The following is a 22315-nucleotide window of genomic DNA, read 5'->3' on the forward strand; positions in this document are numbered from 1 at the left end:
TGTTTTTTGCCAGTGTTACCCCTCAATTACAAAAAATATACATTTTCTTGAAAATAAAAAAAGAAACTACTTCCTCAAACAGCTAAAACCTGTTTAGGGAAGCAATTTCTTTATAGATTTTATAAGGGAAAATCAATTAATAATATATACCGTTGGAATAACGAAAAGAGATAGCGGCACCTCTTTAGAAGCAGAGATCAAACTATTACTAAGTGATGTATAACTGATCCACCTCGCAATGCACGAAGCGGGCAATTTAATTCCTTATTACAAACGAAAAGTGGGAATACTATATATTGCGTGGAATTCCCACAAGCCTCTCTATACGCAATTCATTCTTTATGGAGATCCTGCTTCCTTTGATAACTCTTTTATTACAATATCCTCTTGCGCATTTAAATTGGTAGGTTCATTCTTTTTGCCTTTAAATCGCCACGATATCATCCGTTTAAAAACACCTCTATCTACATTGCCCGTTCCAATAACAACGCCTGCAATAATAAAGAAGCATCCGATTAATTGTTGCCACGTAATAATTTCATTTAAAAATAATGCTGCGCCAAATAAGGCAAACATCGTATTAAAGTTAGTAAAGATTGCGGATTCAGCTGCACCAATATGCTTAATACATAAGTTATACAATGTATGACCGATTGCTGTCGCTAAAATTGCGGACAATAAGAAAATAGTCCAGACAAATGGGCTTAATGTTAAAAAGCTTCCAAAACTTGTCGGATATATAATCGTTGTAAATACTAATAAAACAGATGATCCTAATACTAGCATCCACCCAGTCATTAACATTGGTTGGATCACTCTCGTTGCGCGGCGAATCGCAATAAAGCTAAAAGCCTGTAAAAAGAACGACATGAACACAAAAAAGTCGCCTAATTGGAGTTTGAAAAGCGCTGTGAAATCATCAACTACTGCTATAAGGACACCTACTCCGCCAAGTGCAAACCCAATAGCTTTAGTTTTTGTCATAATCGTATCTTTAAAAACGACTGCAATAAATGCTGTAATTAACGGACTTAATCCGCTAATAATTGCCGTTTTCATAGCGGTTGTTCTTTCAATCCCGTACGCTAGAAATCCATGATGACAAATGACACCGAAAAAACAGCCGATTAATATGTATTTCCACGGCATTCCTTGTACATATAATTTTTGCTTCATGAGCTTTAAAATGATGAACACTGTAATGCCTGCTAAAAATACACGCATTGTTTGCATCGTTAGCGGTTCTCCATTTGACACGATTACTTTTAACCACGTAACATTCATTCCCCAAACAAACATGACTAAAATTAATATGGAATATACTTTTGCATTGCCCAAGTAATCGCCTCTCTCAGTTTTAATAAAAAGACCCCATAAGCAACATACTTATAGAGCCATCTCCTATTATGAAACTTTTTTATAAATATACGTACCGTCAACGATTTCGTCGAGCTTTACTGCATCCCCAATTTGAACAGCTTCATCCATGCGGACAGTTAACTTTGCACTGGAGTTGTTTAGCTGGACTAAAGCGACTGTATACGGAGCTAAATGAGCATATTCCGGTGGTGCAATATGAATAACGGTAAAACTATAAACCGTTCCTTCGTCAGGCACTTCTCTTTCATTCGTTATCTCTTTGCTACAGTTGCTACAATACACTTTTTTCGTTACAGATTCGACGCCACAGCATTCATAAACTTTCATTCATTACACCCTTTCTAATATATGGACAACGGAATATGCTCCTGTACCACCTAGATTTTGTGCAAGTGCTAAACGTGGCAGTTTTTCTAACTGGTTTGGCGCATTTCCACGTAATTGGTGTACTAATTGATAGATTTGAGCAATACCTGTCGCCCCAATCGGATGACCCCGTGACAATAATCCACCACTTGTGTTCACAGGCTTTTCCCCATTCACACGTGTCTTACCTTGCTCAATCGCTAGCCAGCCTTCCAGCTTCGGGAAAAAACCTAGCTCTTCAATAGCGATCATTTCTGTCATAGAAAAACAATCATGAATTTCAACAACATCAATATCTTGCGGGCCAATACCTGCTTTTTCATAGGCTTGCCTTCCTGATAGACGAATAGCTGATAGCGATAGCAGATCAGTCGCATCCTGCATCATCGTTGGTCCAGATGCTTGGGCAGAAGCTAATATTTTTATATCAGATGGTTTACTAGATAAAACAACAGCCGCTGCACCATCTGTAATCGGTGAACAGTCAAATAATCCGAGTGGGTCTGTAATAATCCGCGCATTTAATATTTCTTCGATTGTCGTTGGTTTTTGAAATTGTGCAAGGGGGTTATTCAGTGCGTTTTCACGATTTTTTAGGGCAATCATTGCTAGATGAGCTTTGCTTGCACCTGTCTCATAAAAATAGCGGTTGGCAGTCACACCGAAAAAGCCTGGGAAAGTAAGTCCTGCATATTTTTCATTCGTCGTTTGATCCATTGCAGAATTAATGACTTGTGTCACTTCGGCAGTTGATGCATGCTTCATTTTTTCTGCGCCTACGACTAAAACATTTTCATATTCCCCACTAAGTATCCCTAATACGCCTTGGCGAAACGCAATCCCGCCTGATGCACAAGCACCTTCTAGTTTTGCTGTCGGAATATATCCGAGTCCAAGATCATTTGCGACTATTGCACCTAAAATTTCTTGATTCGCTAAGCTTCCACCCATAAAATTCCCGACATAAACGGCATCAATTTTTAATCCATTTGCTTGATCAAGTGCTTCTCGACAAGCTGCTAGCATTAAATCTTTTAAGGAATTATTTTCACTATTACCGAATTTCGTCATGCCAACACTATGAATATAAACACTCATTTTGTTACCTCCGCATGCAGTTTTACTAATTCACGCTTCAAAATTTTGCCGTACGAACTTTTCGGTAATTGTTCGACGATATAAATTTCTTTCGGCTTTTTAAAACTAGCTAAATGATTTTGACATAACTGCAGTAAAGCTTCTTGCATGACTTCTCCGCGCCCATTTGGTACGACATAAGCAATGACGGACTCGCCCCATTTCTCATCTGGGATGCCGATGACACAAGTTTCTTTTACATAGTCATGTTTATTTAATACTTCTTCAATCTCACGTGGATAAATATTAACACCACCGGAAATGATGACTTCTTTTTTACGGTCTACAATAAATAAATAACCGTTTTCATCTAGCCGGCCTAAATCGCCCGTATGGAGCCAACCGTTACGAATAGTTTCCTTTGTCGCTTGTTCATTATTCCAATAGCCTTGCATGACGAGCGGACCTTTTGCCGTAATTTCTCCGATTTCCCCTACTGGACATTCATTTCCTGCATCATCTACAATTTTGACATCGACAAATGGACCAATTCGCCCGCAAGAATCTAATCGAGTTGCAAGGTCTTGTCGCGGCATGATGGAAATACACATTGGCCCTTCGACTTGACCATATGTTTCAACAAATTTCGTCCCGACCTTATGTAACGCTTCCTGCAATTTTGCAGCAGCAATAGGTGAGCCTGCCATATTAATCGATTTAATCGTTGCTAATTTTTCAGGATCAAAATGTTCATGCTGAATCATTAAGTTCACCATTGTCGGTACTAAGAAAATAATAGAAATACGATCTTTTTCAAGCAAATTGATAAATTGTTCTGGTTCAAACTTATCGTATACAACTTGCGTTAAACCATAGAGCCATGCAACATGACTTAAAAAATTTGCACCATGTGTTAAAGGAGCTACATGACCTATAATGTCATTAAAATCAACCTCGCAGGCAATAGCTAACGATAATGCCCCACTAACCATATTTCGATGTGACAGCATGACCCCTTTTGGATTGCCTGTAGTACCTGACGTATACATAATGGCCATCGTGTCGTTTTCATCTACTTCATTAATGTGAGCTTTTCCTGTAAATTGCTCGAGAACTTCCTCATATGCCTCTCCACTATATAAAACCGGTAAATCGGCTTGTAGTAAGGAAATTAATAATTGTTCACCTATAAGGAAGCGCATATCTGAATCTTCAATTTGGTATTCAAGCTCTCTTGGATGTAGACGATAATTTAATGGTACTTTTATTAAGCCATAAAGAGAGACTGCTACATCCAGTTCGATATGCTCTAGACGATTCGACATTAACACGCCAATGCGGTCACCCTTTACTAAATTTCTACTTTGGAAAAAAGCCGTTAATGCGTGTGCTCTTTCTAGTAATTGCGTATAAGTGATTGAGCGCTCATGAAATTTAACCGCTAATTTATTTGGATATGCACGAGCTGATTTTGTTGCTAATTGTCCAATTGTACTCAATTAGCTCCCTCCCGTTCTTCAAATTGAAAGAATGGTACATTAAATTCTTCATCTATCCTTCTTTTCACGACAGTATTTTTCATAACATGAATCATGAACTCAATCGTAATAGCCGTGACATTTTCACCTTCAACAAAATGGCCGCCATCTATTTTTTTAAAACAGTCTACGAATGAGCCATGAAAATGAATTTCTAGGTCATTCGTTACTGCGTCAACACCAATAAACCCAAGACCTGATATGAGCTCAACTTCCGTGCTAGTACGTACTTTTGGTGAATAAACAATCGTTCCTTCCACTTCGCCTTTTGCAACTTGATGAAAAGTAGCATATGTTAATGAACCCATGCATTGAAACTGGCCCGCTGTCACACCAAATTGTCGGCAAATTTCTTTAATACCCGTAAATAAATCAGTACCTTTTTTTAATCTACCAATAATTCTCTCTGTAGAACGGTCGTATACAGCTTGCCACCTTGGATTATCCAATGCTAATCCCTCCGTCTACTTTCAATACTTGAGCAGTCGTATAACTTGCTTCTCTCGAGGCGAAATATAGGACAGCTCCCGCAATATCATCTGGAACACCGATGCGCTTAATAACCTGTTGATCTAAACTGTACGGAACACCAGACGTAATGCCGGTTAAAGTTGCACCAGGAGCAACTGAATTACACGTAATGCTAAATGGCCCTAGCTCTTTTGCTACCCATTTTGTTAAAGCAATGACCCCACCTTTTGAGGCAGCGTATGCTGGACCTGATCGACCTGTACCATCTTCTCCAGAAGTGACGCCTCCATTTAGCCCTGACACCGAGCTAATATTAATAATGCGTCCATAATTGGCATCTTTCATATGTGGGTATACACAGGCTTGCGTAAATAAAAACGCCGCTTTTAAGTTCGTGTCCAAATCACGCGACCACTCTTCAGCTGTCATCGTCTCGATATTTTTCCGGCTGCACGTCCCTGCATTGTTTACTAATATATGAACCTCACCAAACTTTTCAATTGTCCGATTGACAGTTGCTTTCACAAAATCTTCGTCTCGAATATCTCCTAAACATTCTAAAAAACTTGTGTGAGACAATTTTTCAATCGTTTTTTCACATGAGTTTAAATCAACAAGTACAACATGTGCGCCTTGCTTTGACAATTGAATTGCTACTGCCTGTCCGATCCCACTTGCAGCACCAGTAATAATTGCTACATCATCTTTTAACATCATATAGATTTCCTCCATCACTCATTACTTAACGCCAAGTAAATCTGGTAAAAACGTTGATAGAACAGGAACATATGTCACAAGTAATAACACGATAATAGAGGCAATAATAAACGGTACTACCCCTTTTGAAATTTCAATAATATTTGATTTCGATAAGCCCGCAGCAACATATAAATTAAGCCCTACAGGTGGTGTGAATAAGCCGATTGCTAAGTTAATTGTCATAAATACGCCAAATACAGTAGGATCTACGTTTAACGACAACATAATCGGGAGCAAAATCGGTACAAAAATATAAAAGGCCGAAATAGCATCAATAAACGCACCTGCAATGAGTAAAATGATATTTACTAATAGTAAAATCATAATCTTATTATCCGTAATGCCTAATACTGCATTCGATATAGATAAAGCAATTTGTTCAGTTGTCACGATGTAAGCAAAGACTGAAGCCGCACTTACGATAATCATTACGACCGCTGTTTGCAGTGCTGATTCAATAAAAATACGGTACATCATTTTTAAATAGCCTTTACGGTGAATAAATAAACCAACGAGAAGCCCATACACAACAGCTACTACAGCTGATTCAGTTGGTGTAAAGTAACCACCATATATCCCACCTAAAATAATAACGGGAATCATCAACCCTGGAACCGCTTTAAAAAAAGCATCCCAGCGCTCTTTATTAGTACTTTTGCGCATACTTGCTTCTATTTCATTGTTAAATAAGCCACGCTTCACATCACGATTTCGTACATACATACCGGCTATGAATAATCCTATCCCTACTAATATCCCTGGAATAACCCCAGCCATAAATAAACGGTTAATCGTAATTGGAATTTGATCACCTGCGACAACCGCAAAGATGATAAAAGCAATTGAAGGCGGAATAATAATTCCAATGGCACCTGCACTCGCCACTAAGCCACCTGCAGTTTCTTTACGATAGCCATTGGACACCATCGCTGGAATTAAAATACCTCCTATAGCAGCAACTGTTGCAGGACCTGAACCAGAAATCGCAGCAAAGAAAATAGCAACTAAGACGGTTACAAGGACAATTCCGCCTTTTCGGTGACCAACTAATGTTTGTGCAAAATCGATTAGTCGCTTCGATATACCAATATGATCCATTATGACCCCAGCTAATATGAAAAATGGAATTGCCAGTAACGTAAACTTTGCGACACTTGTATACATAATATCTGTTACTGCCTCAAAGCCCGCTAACCCATTTGAGATAAACATAACGATAATCGAAGCTACGGCTAAAGATGCAGCAATCGGTACACGTAAAAATACTAATAGAATAAAAGAGCCAAAAAGTAATAATGCTGTCATGTTAACTCATCTCCTTTAGGCTCCTCTGCTTGCCTTTCTACTTCCTTCAATTCTTCAAACGTCACTTGCACTGTGCGTATTAAGCAAAGTAGAGCACCAAGTGGCAGAGCTAATGATAGTAGCCATTGTGGCATCCCTAATGCAGGAGTTGTTTGTTGAACTTTCATTTGGAATAGAACCATATCCGTTCCGTAATAAAGAAGTATCGCAAATAATAATCCACTCGCTAGGGAAGAAACAAGGACGATAATTTTTTTTGTTGTTTTATTTCCCTTGTCATACAGCAATGTAAAGCCTAGGTGTGCATATCTACGCACACCTAAAGCCGTTCCTACAAATGTTAGTAACACTAATAAATTGACTGTTATTTCTTCCGTAAAAGAGAGGGATAAGTTTACTAAATTACGAGAGACTACGTTAGCAAACGTAATGAGCGTAATAGCAACAAATGTAATGCATAGTAATATCTCTTCAAAGTAATCTAATACTTTCATAAAATCCCTCCTCTTATGGTGTAAATGCTTTTAATAAATCTTCTCCCCAAACGTCTGTATACTTATCGTATATCGATTGAGAAGCTTGTTTGAATGCTGCGATTTCAGCTTCAGTTGGCGTATAGGCAGTCATCCCTTTTGACTTCAGGTCTTCTAATTGTGTTGCTTCTTTTTCACGTGCAATCTTCACCTGATACGCAGCGGCTTCTTTGCCAAGTCGGTCAAACATTTCACGATCTGCTTCACTCATAGAATCATAAAGTTTCTTATTCATCCCTAGTACTAGTGGATCATATGAATAATTCCAAAGTGTTAAATACTTTTGTACTTCGTTTAATTTAGAAGAAGAAATAACGTCAATAGGGTTTTCTTGTCCATCAATTGTTCCTTGTTGTAGTGCTGTAAATACTTCAGAGAATGTCATCGTTGCTGGGTCTGTTCCTAAAGCACGGTATAAATCTGTGTACATTGTAATACCTGGAATACGAATTTTTAGCCCCTTTAAATCTTCCGGTGACTTAACTTCTCGAACACTATTCGTTAATTGACGGAAGCCATTTTCGCCATAACCTAAAGCTTGAACACCTTTTTCAGCTAAAATTTCTTTTATCTTTTCTCCACCTTCACCGTTAAATACTTTATCTACTTCCTCGTGGTTATTAAATAAGAATGGTGCACTTGCTACGCCAAAACGAGCATCTAAAATGGAATAAATGATTGTTGAGTTAAATGTTAAATCGATTGATCCTTTAGCCAATCCTTCAACGGCTTTACCAGAATCTCCTCCTGATAATTGCTCATTTGAAAAGACATCAATCGTAATTCGACCATCTGTTTCCTTTGACACATCTTCTGCCAATTTTTTCGCAGCTATATACCAAGTGGATGAATCCGATACGGTTACTGACATTTTTAATTTGTGTGCTTTTCCTTCAGTACTTGCGCCTTCTTCTCCTCCGCAGGCTGCTAACGCCGTCGATAAAATTAATAGCATTACTAAGAGAATATATCTCCCTTTTAGTAAATTTTTCATATAGCATCTCCCTAGCAAAATTATTGAACCGGAAACTTTCGGCTCAATAATAATTCTATAATTCTGAAAACTCTAAATATATGTACTCTAAGAATAAAAATAAACTGTTATGCTGTCATTTTTTGTCCTTCGTAAATAAAAAAACGCCCAAACTGAGCGGAGGGCAATGAAAAATTGTATTTACCTGAAATTTTATGATGAAATTCGCTTTCTAACTAAACAATGATCTAACATTCTGTTGATTTATTTGTCAAAACAATCGCGCTAGCGCACGAGACGCACAAGCCAGTTGTACTGTCTTATACGACTCGTTTTTGCGCTTCATGCAAGGCGCGATTGTTAAAGTATTTTCCTTCTGAACCTATTGTTATAGAGTCTCTAACAAAGGAGAAATCGTACTTTCGGTAGTGATTAAAGTTTTGTTGATTATATAAATATTATTGGAACGAATACTAAAAACATCACATCAAGTGACAATTTATCTGCGCGAAAGCAAAGCGACAGCGGCAACGTATTCGTGACCAACAGCGTGTTAGCCTCAGCCGTAGCGGAAATCAATTCATTCCAATATGCCCTTTAACAATAAAAGGTAAATCAGCATGCTTGTAATTAGATTTTACTAAAAAAATGACGACTATTTAGTTTTTCGGGCCCTCTCTGAGCATTAGTAATATTTTCTGTATAAAGAAATCGCAATCATTAGTTCTACTTTATGTTCATTATTATTAATATCGAAGTTTAGTAGCTTTTCAATTTTCTTAAGCCTGTATTTCAGCGTATTTTTATGGATGTGAAGCGCATCCGCAATATCTTGTAATGATTCATTGCATTTGAGCCACATCTCTAAATTTAATATTAATTCATCCTCGCGTAATATTGGCCCTATTGTTCGTGATAAAAAATTACGCACTTTTTGTTCCTCTAAATCCGCTAGTAACAGTTCCAGCTTTAAGTCTTCCTCGAACACAATTGTCTTATTTTTTGTTACAGCGGAAAGAGCAATAGTCGCTTGTTTAAATGAATCTTTAAGTTGATAAAAACTTTGAGTATTCCCGACTCCAATAAAAATATCATCTTTAAATAATTTTTCTAGTTTTCTATTAAACGAAATAAGTGTTTCCTCTAAATGTGCACGCGTTACTTTCGGTACGAGCAAGACAAGTTTGTCGAAACTCCACTGAAATATATGTAATTGCGGATGAATAATTTGGATATTTTTCAAATAATCAATTTCCTTAATGTCGAATCGCCTTTCCAATTGGATAATGATGACTCGGTCATATAGTTCGGTGTCAATATTAAGCATTTCTGCTCTTTGTTCAAGGAGTGTTTTATCAACCCGACCGTTTAGCAAATCTAGTAAAAAGAACTCAAACATCCTCGTTTCACGTTCTTTTTCCTGCCGCATTAAAAAATCCTCCACAAATAATTGTGTAATTTTTTGTACAAGCTTCCCGTATTTTTCGATTTCTGAAGGTTGCCCTGTCACACCAATGACTCCTATTGGCGTATCTTCAATAACAAGTGGCATAACCATTCCTTCACGCACTCCTCTTAATTTCGATGTCAGCTCTTTTGTCATATGCATAGCTTCTTTTTCTTTCATCGCAATGAGTGAGCCTTCATGAAACTGATTCATCCGGGTCGTGTCAGTACTCGCAATAATAAAGCCATTGTGATCAATAACAACGACATGTTGATCGATTAAAACACCTAGCTCTTCCACAATTTTAGTACCAATCATTTGCAAATCGAACATCCGCCCCACCCCCAAAACACCATTTATATCTGAAAATTCACACTACTCAACTATTCTACCATTCTTTGTGATACATTCATAAAGAAAATCGACAATATGTGTAGCGCGCATCTCTGACTGAAGTTTTTCTCGGTGGATTCCTGCTTGTATTTGTAACAAACAACCAGGGTTCGCTGTAACGATAACAGTTGGGTTCATTTGCTTAATCGTTTGCATTTTAGTTGTTAAAATTCCGCCTGCTACTTTGGGCTGCACTAAGTTGTATATGCCCGCGGAGCCGCAGCACGTACTTGCATCGGCTAGTTCTTGATATTCCACTCCTGGCAACGCTTGCAAAATGGCTCTTGGCTCTGCGATTACTTTATTAACGTTTCGTAAATGACAAGAATCTTGGTACGTTACAATTATCCTTTCTTCACTTGTAGGTATGGATAGTAAAAAGTCTAGCAGCCCCGCTCTCACAAGTAAGCTAGCAATATCGATTGTTTTTTCTGAAAAGCGCCTTGCCTTATCACGGTACCGATCATCACTTTTCAAGTGTTTTTCATACTCTTTTAAAAAAGCCCCGCAGCCACCCGCATTATTAACGATGTAATCATATTCATCCGAATCAAAAGCTCCGACATTTCTCACAATATTTTGCATTCCTCGTTGCAGCTCACCACTATGACCATGCAGAGCACCACAACACCCTTGATTGTCAGGTATTTCTACTTGTACCCCGAGCATTTGTAGTAAAGCAATCGTTTTGTCATTTGTTTCTTTATAGAGCGTATCCATTAAGCAGCCAACAAAAAATGCTACTTTTAACAAAGATGTTTGTACTTGTTTTAATGGCTCTACCTTATTTGCTAAAGGCGGTAAAGAAGCCTCCATTGATTGTAAATGGGAAGGGAATAAGTTGATGAAGCCTATTTTTCTTAGTGCGTTTTGTAAGCCCGTTTTTTGATATATTTTAACTAAGCTAACCGTTCTATTCATGTTTTTTTGGTTGGCGAATAAATGGTTAAACACAATATTTCTCGTCGTTTTTTCAAGAAGCGAATTCGATTTAGCCATTTGGACAGCTTCACGTGTTTGCTCAATTAACGCACCATATTGTACGCCAGCAGGACAAGCTGGCTCACATGCACGGCACCCTAAGCAAACATCAAAGGCATTTTCTACCGAGTGATCCCAGTCGATAACACCATCACGAACAGCTTTCATTAATGCGATGCGCCCTCTAGGAGAATGGGATTCATCACTATCTAGATGAATATAAGTTGGGCAGCTTGGCAGACAGAAACCACAGCGCATACAATCGAGCAATAAATTTTCATCTACATTTGTTTCAAATGACTGCTGCATCTTTTGTTGTAAGCTAGTTTCCAACATGGACCACCACTCTTTTTTTAGTTTCTTTAGCAAATACTTTTCCCGGATTCATAATGTTGTTTGGATCGAATGCCTGTTTAATAGATTTCATTACAGCCATTCCAACCGGACCAATCTTCCATTCTAAATAAGGGGACTTCATTTCCCCTACACCATGTTCTCCAGTTATTGTGCCACCTAGTGAAAGAGCCGCTTCAAATATTTCCTCAAATGCTTCCTCAACACGTTGCATTTCATCTTGATTGCGAATGTCCGTTAAACAAGTTGGGTGTAAATTGCCATCACCCGCATGGCCAAATGTAGCAATATCGACATTATGCTTTTCAGCTATGGCATTAATTCTCCTTACCATTTCCGCTAGTTCTGACCTTGGAACTGTGGCATCCTCTAAAATTACAGTTGGGCGAAGTTTAGATAAGGCGGATAAAGCTACTCGTCTAGCCGTCTTAAGTTGCTCTACCTCCTGCTCATCCTTGGCAATTTGTGTAAAGATAGCACCATTATCATTTGCAATTCTAACCATTTCTTTCACATCACGTTCTACTTGATGTGGGTCACCGTCTTGCTCTAATAGCAACATTGCCTCGACTTCAGTGGACAAGCCTATTTGCATAAACTGTTCGATAGCAGCAATTGTTTTTTTGTCGAGAAACTCTAGTGTGACAGGAATAATCTTACTCGCGATAATAGCTGAAACAGTTTTAGCAGCATCCTCTAGTGAATTGAAATACGCAATACTAGTCATTTTATGTTGTGGTAAAGGAATGAGCTTCAGCGTAATTTCCGTAATAATTCCTAGCGTCCCTTCAGATCCAACTAATAAGGAAGTTAAATCGTAACCCGCAACATCCTTTGCCAGCTTCCCACCGGTTTGCAAGATTTCACCGTTCGGAAGGACAACTTGCAAGCCTTTTACATAGTCTTTCGTCACACCGTATTTTAGACCGCGCAAGCCCCCTGAATTTTCACTTACATTGCCTCCAATAGTCGATATCTTCATTGAGCTCGGATCTGGTGGGTAAAATAAACCATTCCCCTCTACAAATTCACAGAGCTTTGCTGATATTAAACCCGGCTGTACAGTAATCGTTAAATTCTCCTTATCAAAATCTATTATTTGATCCATTCGATTAAAGAGGAAAACGATGCCTCCATCATGTGGAACGGTCCCAGCTGCCAAATTCGTTCCTGAACCACGTGGTACAATCGGAATCATATATTCATTACAAATTTTTACTACTTCAGAAATTTCCTCCGCATTGGCAGGAGAAATGACGAGCTCTGGCAATCTCTGAAAATTAGCTGTCGCATCATATGAATAGGCTAATAACTGTGCCACCGAGTTTTTAACATGCTGCTTCCCAATAATTCGGATGATTTTTTCTAACGCTTGTTTATTCAATAAGAGTCACCTCAAGCCATTTTTTGTTGTTTTATAACAATTTTATTATTTTGAATTTTTAAAATATATAGTCTAGGAGATTAAATTTATGAACATTACGTTTGGATTTTTGTATCGGTAGTATAAATTAGAGGCGAGGTGGGACGGATTTTTCATGTTGTGAAATGATGTGCCGCGTGCTAGAGTCGGGGTCCCACGGGCGAAATAACGGGTCCCATGGGCAAAAGTCCGCTTGCCGCGGGCGAAATGGCGTCTCCCATGAGCGAAATTCGATGTCCCACGGGCGAACCAGGACTTTCGTAGCTGTTATATACCGTGCATTAATAGTGATTTCCCCCACCAACTCTATAACTTTATTTTTATGAAATAATAAAATTACCTTGCACAAAAGATGAATATATCTTACAATCAAATGAATAAAAATTCACGCGAGTATTTATAAGGAGCTTATGAGATGAAGAAAAACATCGAAGATACACAGCAAAATCATCCTCAAAGCAAAGAAAAAAAAGCACTCAATATTAATGCCTTTGTCTTACTTTTCTTTGTCATTGTTATTTCCGCTATTTTGACATATATTATGCCAGCTGGTGAATATGACCGAGTAGAACAAGACGGTCGTACTGTTGTCGTTCCAGATTCTTTTCATTTTACAGATCAGTCACCAGTCGGTTTTTTTGATATCTTTACTAGTATTCATACAGGAATGGCCAATGGTGCTGGAATTATCTTTTTCATATTAATTATTGGTGGGGCTTTTGGTATTTTAAAAACTACAGGCGCACTTGATGCGTTGATTCTCACTTTAACATCAAAATTATCTAATCGAGAATTACTACTCATTCCTGTACTCATGCTATTTTTCGGAGTAGGCGGCGCATTAATGGGGATGGCTGAAGAGACCATCGTATACATTGCGATTATTACTCCACTTGCTATTGCTTTAGGGCTAGATGCTATTGTAGGTTTTGCCGTTGTTTCAGTCGGTGCAAATATCGGATTCATGAGTGCTGTTTTAAATCCATTTAATATTGGGGTCGCCCAAAGTATTGCCGAGTTACCTACATTCTCAGGAATCGGCCTTCGACTTGTATTATTCGTTGCATTGTACCTAGCTGGCGTCATTTTTGTTTACCGATACGCGAGAAAAGTCAAAACGAATCCTAAACTAAGATTTAATGGAAACGTTCAAACATCTAGTTCAGCAAATGTCGATACTACTGTTAAACTAACAACTCGTCATAAATGGATTTTAGCTATCTTTTTACTGAACTTTGTCGTTTTAATATTCGGGGTTATTAAGTTTGGTTGGTATATAACTGAAATAGCATCTTTGTTCCTATTATTTGGTATCATTATCGGCGTTATTGGTAAACTAAGTCCGAACAAAATGGCAGACAGCTTTATTGACGGTGCAAAAGACCTTATTGGCGGGGCTTTAATTATTGGGTTTGCACAAGCCATTCTCGTTGTTATTCAAGACGGGAAAATTATTGATTCTGTTTTATTTTACGCTTCAACTCTTTTAAGTCAGCTTTCACCGATTTTTAACGCTATCGGTATGTTCTTTTTACAGTTATTCCTCAACTTCTTTGTCCCATCAGGAAGTGGACAAGCAGCACTTACGATGCCAATCATGGCACCTTTAGCTGACCTTGTAGGCGTAACAAGACAAACTGCAGTACTTGCATTCCAGCTCGGAGACGGTATTTCCAATGCTATTTTCCCTACATCAGGCACATTGCTTGCTGGACTCGCTGTTGCAGGTGTTCCTTATACGAAATGGGTAAAATGGGTTTTACCTTTAGTATTTATTCAAATCGTCATCGCAATTCTTTTCTTAATTATTGCACAAGTCATTCAATACGGACCGTTTTAACTACTTCAGCAAGAGGTCCAACTCTTGCTGATTTTAGTTTTTCTTTTGCGTAATTGAAAACAACTAACGGGGGTTTCAACATGGACAAAACAAAACTTATAGATTCAGATTTAATTGCTTGGACAATTGAGCAACGCAGACATTTTCATATGTACCCTGAACTATCTGGGCAAGAGTATGAAACGGCTGCATATGTAAAAGCGAAGTTAGACGAATTTGGCATCCCGGTCGATCCAAAATTTTCTGCACCTAATGTTATTGCGTATTTCAAAGGGACAGAGGGCAAAAAGACGATTGCACTACGAGCGGATATGGATGCCCTTCCATTGTATGAAGAAGGAGACAAACCTTATATTTCAACAGTTCCTGGCATTATGCATGGTTGTGGTCATGACGGACATACAGCAACATTACTCGCAGTTGCGAAATGGATGAGCTCTCACCCGCATTTAGTAAAAAATAATATCGTGCTAATCTTCCAAAGCTCTGAAGAAGCATCACCAAGTGGGGCGAAGCAGCTTGTTGAAGAAGGCATATTAAACGGAGTGGATGTTATTTACGGCATTCACTATATGTCCAATATGCCGCTTGGGAAAATTGGTTTTGCGACAGGTCCTGCAATGGCATCCTGCGATGACTTTGAAATTGTCATTGAAGGAAAAGGCGGACATGGGGGTAGCCCGCACGAAACTGTAGACCCTATCTATATCGCCACTCATCTGATTCAGGCATTCCAGTCGATCGTTAGTAGAAATTTAAATCCGTTACATGCAGGTGTTATTTCATTTGGCGGGATACAAGCTGGAAATTCATATAACGTCATTCCTGATAAAGCACATTTAAAAGGTACCATACGTGCATTAACATATGAAGGTGCTGAGCTAATGCGTACAAAAACGGAGCAACTAACGAAATCGATTTGTGAAAGCTTTGGCGCAACTGGCCATTATCAATTCATTGAAGGCACACCTCCTTTATACAATCATCCAGAAGCGTGTGAAGTTGCTCAAAAAATCATCGAAAAAACGTTTGGTGAAGATGTCTTTTTACCATTTGAGCCTGTTCTCGGCGCAGAAGATTATTCGTACTACTTAAAAGAAAAAGTAGGTGCCTTTATTAACGTAGGGATGCAAAGTGAAAAAAGCCAGTATCCTCACCATCATCCGAAATTTGATATTGATGAAGCAGCGATACCAGCTGGAATAGAACTAATGATTCGTTTAGCTTTATATGCATAAATAAACAAAAGGCGATTGATCCCACATTACGTGAGATGAATCGCCTTTTTTGTATTTGCCTTAAAATCGCTAAGATGACAATCTAAAATATCTAGTTAAATTTACTAATCATAAAATTAAAAATGTCTATTCCAATACTAGTGCAACACCTATTCCTACAAATATCCCCGAAGGAATAGGTTTAAGTATTTTTAACCAAACTAGAAAAAAGCAGCGAGCTATTGTCTAATTGAAAAATATTAAACTTCCCCAACTCAATTTGACTAATTTATGAATTTCTCCTTTTCATAACCTAAATCATTCTTCTCTCTTTTACGTTCACAATGAACGCGAAAAATAATCTCCCTAGTCAAACGCGGGCGTAAGGCGTAGCTGACAGATGCACTCGCCACCTTCTGCTTTTCAAAATAACTATTCGTTAAATTACTTTGACGAAAAATATATTATAAATTTGACAATTTTCCGTATTTATAATAAAAATACTTACTTTTTGTCGTTTTATGTCGTATCTTACGTAATATAAAATTCATTTGCGAAAGATTCATACAAAATCATTCTTGAAAAACTAAAAGTTCTATTCATGAGAAAATAACCATTCTTGATTGGAGGAAATTATTAGTATGTTTTGGGTACAATTTTTGATTTTGTTAAGCTGTATCTTCATAGGTGCTAGGTTAGGCGGACTTGGCCTTGGGGTAATGGGCGGAGTTGGATTAGCAATCTTTGTATTTATTTTCGGTCTAGAACCAACATCCGCACCTATCGATGTTATGCTTATGATTTTATCCGTAATTACGGCTGCTGGAGCTCTTCAAGCCGCTGGAGGTATGGAATATCTTGTTCATATAGCGGAGAAAGCATTACGAAAAAATCCTAAATGGATTACATTTATTGCACCTATCGTTACTTACGTATTCACTTTTTGTGCAGGAACTGGACACGTTGCATACTCCGTTTTACCAGTAATTGCCGAAGTATCCCGAGAATCTGGTATTCGCCCGGAAAGACCGATGTCAATCGCAGTAATTGCCTCGCAGCAAGCAATTACCGCCAGTCCTATTTCGGCAGCGACTGTTGCCTTATTAGCGTTATTAGCTGATTTCCAAATTACTTTACTCGATATTTTAATGATTACTATTCCTTCAACTTTTATCGGCTGTATGATTGGAGCTTTTGTTGTTAGTAGAAAAGGAAAAGAGCTTCCAGATGATCCGATTTATTTGAAGCGCTTAGAAGAAGGTTTAGCACCAATTAAACAAGATAAAAAAGCATTCAATCCAACATCCGCTTCAAAACTTTCCGTTATATTATTCTTACTTGCAGCAGTACTAATCGTTATTCTAGGTTCATTTGAACAATTACGTCCTGGTTGGGATGTTGAAGGTGTATTTACGCGTATGTCAATGCCAGTTACGATCGAAATCGTTATGCTGACAATTGCTGCTTTAATCATTATTTTCGGTAAAGCAAATGTTGACGAAATTGTTTCAGGTAGTGTGTTTAAAGCCGGAGCTTCAGCAGTTGTAGCTATTTTCGGTATCGCGTGGATGGGTGACACATTCTTCAATGGTAATGCCGAACTTATTAACAGTTCTATTTCAGGACTAGTAACAGCAGCCCCGTGGTTATTTGCTATTGCATTATTTGTGCTATCTATTTTGCTATACAGCCAAGCAGCAACGGTTCGAACACTTATGCCTCTTGGTGTAACACTTGGTATTAGTCCAGCATTATTAATTGCTATGTTCCCTGCTGTTAATGGATATTTCTTCATTCCAAACTATCCAACAGTTGTTGCCGCGATTAACTTTGACCGTACCGGAACAACTCGAATCGGAAAATATATTCTAAACCATAGCTTTATGCTCCCTGGGTTAGTATCAACAATCTCTGCCATTGTCATTGGTATTTTACTAAGTTCTATTTTACTCTAAATACTTTATTTATTTAAATCACACCGACTTTCGGACAAAAAAACACCCCGTAAATGTTAGTTTGGCATCTAACATTTACGGGGTCGTCCAATACGGTAAGTGTAAGCTAATATTTTTTATAACTTTTCTTTAATTCCTATTTTAGTATTCCCTCAAAAAAATAATTGCTCCAATAAAAAAATCGCACAATCTCTAATTTCTCTGAAAGTCTTTATTAATACTAAATCACACTCCCCCCTTTCACTTCACAATACCAATTATTATCAAAAAACTAATTTATTTTCTCGTTTTTATATGCATCTTTATCAATATATTATTTTTTTGTAGACTCCTCATTTCAAATGCCCTATAATAATCCATACAATCCGCAAAACACGAACATTAAGGTGGGGTTCAAGTCTAAATATACGTTTTTTTATCAAAGGACTGAATTTTCTAGTCAGTCTATACAAAAACACCAAGCTTTCCAGCGTAGCTATTCTGTATCAATGACGACGGTATGATTGAAAAAGCCGTTTCACCGGAACATTCTAACTAACAAGCTTTACGAAATACATATTAAAGTGGCGATTTTAAGAAAATAATTTGATCTGCTACAGAAGTATTAATATCTGATAGGTTTTAATAATCCAATATTTATATATTCATAACTTAAAATTTCGAGGTGTGCATCTTAGTGGAAACGAAAAATAATAAGCTAGTTAATGAGAAAATCAATACTCCGCACTTAACCGTTTTACCAGATGAAAAAATTTCATTCGGTCAATCAGCCTTACTCGGTTTACAACATGTAATGGCTATGGATGTCTATGTAGTACCATTCCTAATTGCGATGTTAATAGGTTTACAGTCAGGACAATCATCTGCCTTAATTCAATCGACCTTTATTGCAGCAGGGATTGCAACGATTGTTCAAACGTACTTCTGTATGAAACTCCCTATCGCACAAGGTCCATCTTATGTTCCACTAGGCGCCATTGTCGGTATTTATGCTGCAAGTGGTGGGGGCGAACTTGGCTGGAGCTCAGTGTTAGGTGCGAGCTTAATCGGTGCTATTTTAGTTATCATTTTAGGCTTCACTGGTATTTTCAATAAAATTGTAAAAGTTTTCATTCCTCCCGTTGTTGGAGGTACTATAATCTTTGTCGTTGGTCTTTCATTAATGCCTGTTGGTTTAAGTAGTAATATTTTTGACGGTGCGGGTGCTACGATCAACCAAAATATTTATCTTGCACTAATTTCAGCTGCAGTATTAATTATTTTCGTTATGTTGGGCACTGTCTTCCATAAAAAAGGGCGCGTATTCCGTATCACTTCAGTCATTATCGCTCTAATTGTTGGTAGTATCGCAGCAAAATTTATGGGTGTATTAGATTTATCGGCTGTTTCACAAGCAAAATGGTTTAGCTTACCACAAATTCCTTTTGCAGATTTCGGTTTCACTTTTAATATTTCTGCTATTGTGACAATGGTTATTATTTATATTGTGTTAATGGCTGAAACAACGGGTACATGGTTTGCTGTAAGTAATGTAATCGACCAACCATTAACAGACAAACAAATTAATCGTGGGGTTATCGGAGAAGGAATTGGCTGCTTCATTGCATCACTAGTAGGCTCAACTCCAGTAACGGGTTATTCAACAAATGCAGGTATTATTTCTATTACAGGTATTGCAAGCCGCCGTGTCTTTATTGCTGCGGGCGCATGGTTTGTATTGTTCGGCTTTTCAGGTAAATTGGCCGCTTTAATTTCTGCAATTCCATCTGCTGTAATCGGTGGTGTGTTCGTTATCGTTTGTGGCATTATTGCAATTAGTGGTTTACAAGTGATGAAAAATGAAAGCATTGGCGAAAAAGAAATGTATGTGATCGCTGTTCCAATGATTTTGACATTAGCACTAACACTTCTTCCAAAAGACTTTTTATATTCTTTACCGACAACATTGCAATACTTATTCGGTTCTCCAGTAGCAACTGCTGCTATTGTAGCGATATTGCTAAATAAGATATTACCGAATACTAAATAGTTTTGCAGAATTACGTTCCGGGATGGCGCTAACATAAATAACTTTTAAGATATGGTTGATAAATCAGCAAATCAGGTAAATATCGCGGCTTTGACCGTTAGTTATAGCGTAAATTTCCTACAAAAATCACAAATTAAAATGGCTGCCTCACTTAAGAGGCAGCCATTTTTATTAAGATTCCTTCGTTGTCTTTTCAAAGTCACATAACTCTATCCATTTAACAATAGAAAGAATAACTTCTTTGAATGCTAAGCCATTGGGCGTTAATTCATATTCTACTTTTTTTATAGAAGCATCAATGAATTTTTTTTCAACTAAGCCTGCATTTACAAGCTCATTTAAACGTTCTGTTAGTAAACGATCAGAAATACCAGGAATTGTTGCATGAATTTCGTGATACCTTTTTGTCCCCGATAATAACGTATATATAATCATGCCCATCCATCGTTTCCCTATAAATTCAATTGCTTTATGATAGCTGCTGCATATATGTGAATTATTCGGTTGAGTCATATAATAACCTCCAGCCTGTGAATTCAATTTTCTCTATTATAACATATATTATTTTTTTATTTGACGTATAAACTTACTAATGGTAAGATTCTATTTAATAACTTATTATTAGTAAGTTTATAGGAGGAAACAAAATGATAACAGCAACTAAAGATTTATACACAATTATGCATGAAAGAAAATCAGTTCGTAAGTACGACCCTACATTTAAAATGACGCAAGCAAAACTTGAGGAAATCATTACAGAAGCGACAAGTGCACCATCTTCAAGTAACCTACAACCATGGAGATTCCTTGTCATTCAAGATGACGCTACAAAAAAAGAACTTCGTACAATTGCTAACAATCAAGAACAAATCGAAACATCTTCAGCAGTTATTGCCGTTTTAGGTGATGCGGAAATGTATAAAAACGTTGAAAAAATCTACACACAAAATGTAGCTGAAGGTCATATGGGAGAAGAGCAGAAGAATATTACGGTTAGTAATACGCAACGTATGTACCCTCATGCTCCATTAGAAGCTAGACAGAACATCGCCACTTTTGATGCTGGTTTAATTTCAATGCAACTGATGCTTATCGCAAAAGAAAAAGGTTACGATACAGTACCTATGGGCGGTTTTGATAAAGTGAAGTTTGCTGAGCGATTTGAATTACCGGAAAACCAATTCCCTATCGTACTAATCGCAATTGGTAAAGCAGCTGCACCTGCATTTGGCTCATCACGTTTACCATTAGAAGATATTGCTCGTTTTATCTAAAATAAAAAATCAGCAAAAGTCCAATTGGATTTTGCTGATTTTTTTCTATAAGACGCCACTTTTTTATAAATGTATATTGATCACTGATACTTGCGGGACGTTTCCTAACCGAAATGGGACCTTCGTATTTCCAATCCCTGTATTCACGTATAAATTGGGCTTTTCGCTTCCCGAAAGAGTATACCACCCTTTCACGTATTCCTCTGCTAATGCAGTAGTGGCAAGTGGCCCGATAAACGGCAGGTATATTTGTCCACCATGACTATGACCAGCCAATACTAAGGCATGATTGGTAGACTCAAATTGTTTTGCCACATCAGGTTCATGTAATAAGACAAGCGTATTTTGTTTTCGGTGGAGCAATTTATTTACACTATCTATATCAGGTGAGCCTAGAAGTGCATCATCTAATCCATAAAGAAGTAGCTCTTCCCCACTTGATAAAGTAATGGTCTTTTCTTCATTTTGGAGGAGCGTGAAATCCGCTTCAATCAGTAAGCCTTCATAATTTCGTTCCATGCCACCCCCTACATCATGATTGCCATAAACTGCAAACTTCCCATAAGGTGCTTTCATCTCTTTTAATAGAGTGATAATTTCTTGAACTTCCGCTTCCGTCGCACCCATATCAAATAAATCTCCAGTAAAAACTATGAGATCAGGTTTTTGTTTGTTTATTTTCTTCACAACTTTCTCGAACTGATCCATACTAAAAAAATCCCCTATTTGTGTATCTGTAAAATGAGCAATTTTTAAAGATGTCCCGTTTTCTTGTTTTTGTGTTATATATGAAAACTCATGTGACTTAACAACTAATAACTTTGGTTCGATAAATGTTGCATATATAAAAACGAATACTCCTACTACAGCTAACAGAAGTATTAATTTCAGAATTTTCCTCATTATTTTTCTCCTTAACTACTATAACTCTATTAATGCATGTCACTACTTTATAACTCTTGCATGTGAAACTCCAACAATCATATCAAATTTTTGTGCA

19 protein-coding genes are annotated in these 22315 nt (G+C 37.6%); 5 read left to right on the top strand and 14 right to left on the bottom strand.

Annotation, left to right across the window (positions count from 1 at the left end; all coding sequences use genetic code 11):
- Nucleotides 1–339: 339 nt before the first annotated feature.
- The 12 genes from AAFN87_RS13295 to AAFN87_RS13350 form a co-directional block, all read right to left on the bottom strand.
- On the bottom strand, nt 340–1338 hold the full coding sequence (locus AAFN87_RS13295) for a DMT family transporter (protein ID WP_347791566.1): 999 nt from the start codon (nt 1336–1338) through the stop codon (nt 340–342).
- Between the two features lie 66 nt (nt 1339–1404).
- On the bottom strand, nt 1405–1707 hold the full coding sequence (locus AAFN87_RS13300) for a Zn-ribbon domain-containing OB-fold protein (protein ID WP_347791567.1): 303 nt from the start codon (nt 1705–1707) through the stop codon (nt 1405–1407).
- Between the two features lie 3 nt (nt 1708–1710).
- Nucleotides 1711–2844: a thiolase C-terminal domain-containing protein gene (locus tag AAFN87_RS13305; RefSeq protein WP_347791568.1), complete on the bottom strand. Its 1134-nt coding sequence runs from the start codon at nt 2842–2844 to the stop codon at nt 1711–1713.
- A complete protein-coding gene (locus tag AAFN87_RS13310; RefSeq protein ID WP_347791569.1) occupies nt 2841–4322 on the bottom strand; it encodes a class I adenylate-forming enzyme family protein in 1482 nt (493 codons plus the stop codon). The genes AAFN87_RS13305 and AAFN87_RS13310 overlap by 4 nt, the downstream gene beginning before the upstream one ends.
- Nucleotides 4319–4810 carry a PCC domain-containing protein gene (locus AAFN87_RS13315; protein WP_347791570.1) on the bottom strand — a complete coding sequence of 164 codons (492 nt, stop codon included), beginning with the start codon at nt 4808–4810 and terminating at the stop codon, nt 4319–4321. The genes AAFN87_RS13310 and AAFN87_RS13315 overlap by 4 nt, the downstream gene beginning before the upstream one ends.
- On the bottom strand, nt 4803–5549 hold the full coding sequence (locus AAFN87_RS13320; RefSeq protein ID WP_347791571.1) for an SDR family NAD(P)-dependent oxidoreductase: 747 nt from the start codon (nt 5547–5549) through the stop codon (nt 4803–4805). The genes AAFN87_RS13315 and AAFN87_RS13320 overlap by 8 nt, the downstream gene beginning before the upstream one ends.
- A 21-nt stretch (nt 5550–5570) precedes the next feature.
- Nucleotides 5571–6896 carry a TRAP transporter large permease gene (locus tag AAFN87_RS13325; protein WP_347791572.1) on the bottom strand — a complete coding sequence of 442 codons (1326 nt, stop codon included), beginning with the start codon at nt 6894–6896 and terminating at the stop codon, nt 5571–5573.
- A complete protein-coding gene (locus AAFN87_RS13330; protein WP_347791573.1) occupies nt 6893–7390 on the bottom strand; it encodes a TRAP transporter small permease in 498 nt (165 codons plus the stop codon). The genes AAFN87_RS13325 and AAFN87_RS13330 overlap by 4 nt, the downstream gene beginning before the upstream one ends.
- A gap of 13 nt (nt 7391–7403) precedes the next feature.
- Complete coding sequence (locus AAFN87_RS13335; RefSeq protein WP_347791574.1) at nt 7404–8423, bottom strand: DctP family TRAP transporter solute-binding subunit; 1020 nt, start codon at nt 8421–8423, stop codon at nt 7404–7406.
- 664 nt (nt 8424–9087) lie between these two features.
- Nucleotides 9088–10182 (bottom strand): CdaR family transcriptional regulator, encoded by a 1095-nt coding sequence (locus tag AAFN87_RS13340; protein ID WP_347791575.1) that lies wholly within the window; start codon nt 10180–10182, stop codon nt 9088–9090.
- Nucleotides 10183–10224: 42 nt separating this feature from the next.
- Nucleotides 10225–11559: a (Fe-S)-binding protein gene (locus AAFN87_RS13345; RefSeq protein WP_347791576.1), complete on the bottom strand. Its 1335-nt coding sequence runs from the start codon at nt 11557–11559 to the stop codon at nt 10225–10227.
- Nucleotides 11546–12961: an FAD-binding oxidoreductase gene (locus AAFN87_RS13350; RefSeq protein WP_347791577.1), complete on the bottom strand. Its 1416-nt coding sequence runs from the start codon at nt 12959–12961 to the stop codon at nt 11546–11548. Before AAFN87_RS13350 ends, AAFN87_RS13345 begins: the two co-directional genes overlap by 14 nt.
- Before the next feature lie 454 nt (nt 12962–13415).
- Between AAFN87_RS13350 and AAFN87_RS13355 the strand changes: the two genes are divergently transcribed.
- The 4 genes from AAFN87_RS13355 to AAFN87_RS13370 all read left to right on the top strand — a co-directional run bounded on the left by AAFN87_RS13355 (nt 13416) and on the right by AAFN87_RS13370 (nt 20041).
- The gene (locus tag AAFN87_RS13355) at nt 13416–14840 is read left to right on the top strand and encodes a YfcC family protein (protein ID WP_347791578.1); all 1425 of its coding nucleotides are present in this window, start codon (nt 13416–13418) and stop codon (nt 14838–14840) included.
- An 80-nt stretch (nt 14841–14920) separates the two neighbouring features.
- Nucleotides 14921–16078, top strand: a complete 1158-nt coding sequence (locus AAFN87_RS13360) for a M20 metallopeptidase family protein (RefSeq protein WP_347791579.1) — start codon at nt 14921–14923, stop codon at nt 16076–16078.
- 620 nt (nt 16079–16698) lie between these two features.
- On the top strand, nt 16699–18012 hold the full coding sequence (locus AAFN87_RS13365; RefSeq protein ID WP_347791580.1) for an anaerobic C4-dicarboxylate transporter family protein: 1314 nt from the start codon (nt 16699–16701) through the stop codon (nt 18010–18012).
- A 676-nt stretch (nt 18013–18688) separates the two neighbouring features.
- On the top strand, nt 18689–20041 hold the full coding sequence (locus AAFN87_RS13370; protein ID WP_347791581.1) for a uracil-xanthine permease family protein: 1353 nt from the start codon (nt 18689–18691) through the stop codon (nt 20039–20041).
- A 171-nt stretch (nt 20042–20212) separates the two neighbouring features.
- Here the strand turns inward: AAFN87_RS13370 and AAFN87_RS13375 are convergent, their stop codons facing one another.
- Complete coding sequence (locus AAFN87_RS13375; protein WP_347791582.1) at nt 20213–20554, bottom strand: winged helix-turn-helix transcriptional regulator; 342 nt, start codon at nt 20552–20554, stop codon at nt 20213–20215.
- A 137-nt stretch (nt 20555–20691) separates the two neighbouring features.
- Between AAFN87_RS13375 and AAFN87_RS13380 the strand changes: the two genes are divergently transcribed.
- Nucleotides 20692–21315, top strand: coding sequence for a nitroreductase family protein (locus AAFN87_RS13380; RefSeq protein ID WP_481886477.1), 624 nt, complete (start codon nt 20692–20694; stop codon nt 21313–21315).
- A gap of 63 nt (nt 21316–21378) precedes the next feature.
- Here the strand turns inward: AAFN87_RS13380 and AAFN87_RS13385 are convergent, their stop codons facing one another.
- On the bottom strand, nt 21379–22218 hold the full coding sequence (locus AAFN87_RS13385) for a metallophosphoesterase (protein ID WP_347791584.1): 840 nt from the start codon (nt 22216–22218) through the stop codon (nt 21379–21381).
- Nucleotides 22219–22315: the final 97 nt, after the last annotated feature.

It is taken from the genome of Solibacillus sp. CAU 1738 (assembly GCF_039888725.1).
GTDB lineage: Bacteria > Bacillota > Bacilli > Bacillales_A > Planococcaceae > Metasolibacillus.

Bases quoted from the DNA above. Each gene is read 5' to 3' on its own strand.
- AAFN87_RS13300 (WP_347791567.1), bottom strand. From the start codon at position 1,707: ATGAAAGTTTATGAATGCTGTGGCGTCGAATCTGTAACGAAAAAAGTG.
- AAFN87_RS13305 (WP_347791568.1), bottom strand. From the start codon at position 2,844: ATGAGTGTTTATATTCATAGTGTTGGCATGACGAAATTCGGTAATAGT.
- AAFN87_RS13320 (WP_347791571.1), bottom strand. From the start codon at position 5,549: ATGATGTTAAAAGATGATGTAGCAATTATTACTGGTGCTGCAAGTGGG.
- AAFN87_RS13325 (WP_347791572.1), bottom strand. From the start codon at position 6,896: ATGACAGCATTATTACTTTTTGGCTCTTTTATTCTATTAGTATTTTTA.
- AAFN87_RS13330 (WP_347791573.1), bottom strand. From the start codon at position 7,390: ATGAAAGTATTAGATTACTTTGAAGAGATATTACTATGCATTACATTT.
- AAFN87_RS13335 (WP_347791574.1), bottom strand. From the start codon at position 8,423: ATGAAAAATTTACTAAAAGGGAGATATATTCTCTTAGTAATGCTATTA.
- AAFN87_RS13340 (WP_347791575.1), bottom strand. From the start codon at position 10,182: ATGTTCGATTTGCAAATGATTGGTACTAAAATTGTGGAAGAGCTAGGT.
- AAFN87_RS13345 (WP_347791576.1), bottom strand. From the start codon at position 11,559: ATGTTGGAAACTAGCTTACAACAAAAGATGCAGCAGTCATTTGAAACA.
- AAFN87_RS13355 (WP_347791578.1), top strand. From the start codon at position 13,416: ATGAAGAAAAACATCGAAGATACACAGCAAAATCATCCTCAAAGCAAA.
- AAFN87_RS13360 (WP_347791579.1), top strand. From the start codon at position 14,921: ATGGACAAAACAAAACTTATAGATTCAGATTTAATTGCTTGGACAATT.
- AAFN87_RS13365 (WP_347791580.1), top strand. From the start codon at position 16,699: ATGTTTTGGGTACAATTTTTGATTTTGTTAAGCTGTATCTTCATAGGT.
- AAFN87_RS13375 (WP_347791582.1), bottom strand. From the start codon at position 20,554: ATGACTCAACCGAATAATTCACATATATGCAGCAGCTATCATAAAGCA.
- AAFN87_RS13385 (WP_347791584.1), bottom strand. From the start codon at position 22,218: ATGAGGAAAATTCTGAAATTAATACTTCTGTTAGCTGTAGTAGGAGTA.